The sequence below is a fragment of the Methylobacterium sp. C33D genome (assembly GCF_053345825.1).
In genome coordinates this window covers 1-255 of sequence record NZ_JBKFAV010000280.1, presented here as the reverse complement: position 1 = coordinate 255, position 255 = coordinate 1, and the positions used below count along the sequence as shown (strand labels likewise).

1 protein-coding gene is annotated in these 255 nt (G+C 74.5%); it reads right to left on the bottom strand.

Annotated elements, in window-relative coordinates; translation table 11 throughout:
* The coding region (locus tag ACLBXO_RS32375; protein WP_447687983.1) for an ATP-binding protein at positions 1–255 on the bottom strand (255 nt) is incomplete at both ends.

The window sequence follows — 255 nt, the reverse complement described above, 5'->3', positions numbered from 1 at the left end:
TCTTGACCACGTCCATGCCGACCCCGCGCCCCGACAGCGCCGAGATCGTCGCCGCGGTCGAGAAACCCGGCGCGAACAGGAACTGGTAGATCTGCTGGTCGGTCAGCACCGCGCCCGGCGCGCACAGGCCCCGCTCCTCGGCCTTGGCGCGGATGCGCGCCGCGTCGAGCCCGGCGCCGTCGTCGCGCACGCTCACCAGCACCTGGGCGCCGGCATGCTCGGCCGTCAGGGTGATCCGCCCGGTGGCGGGCTTGC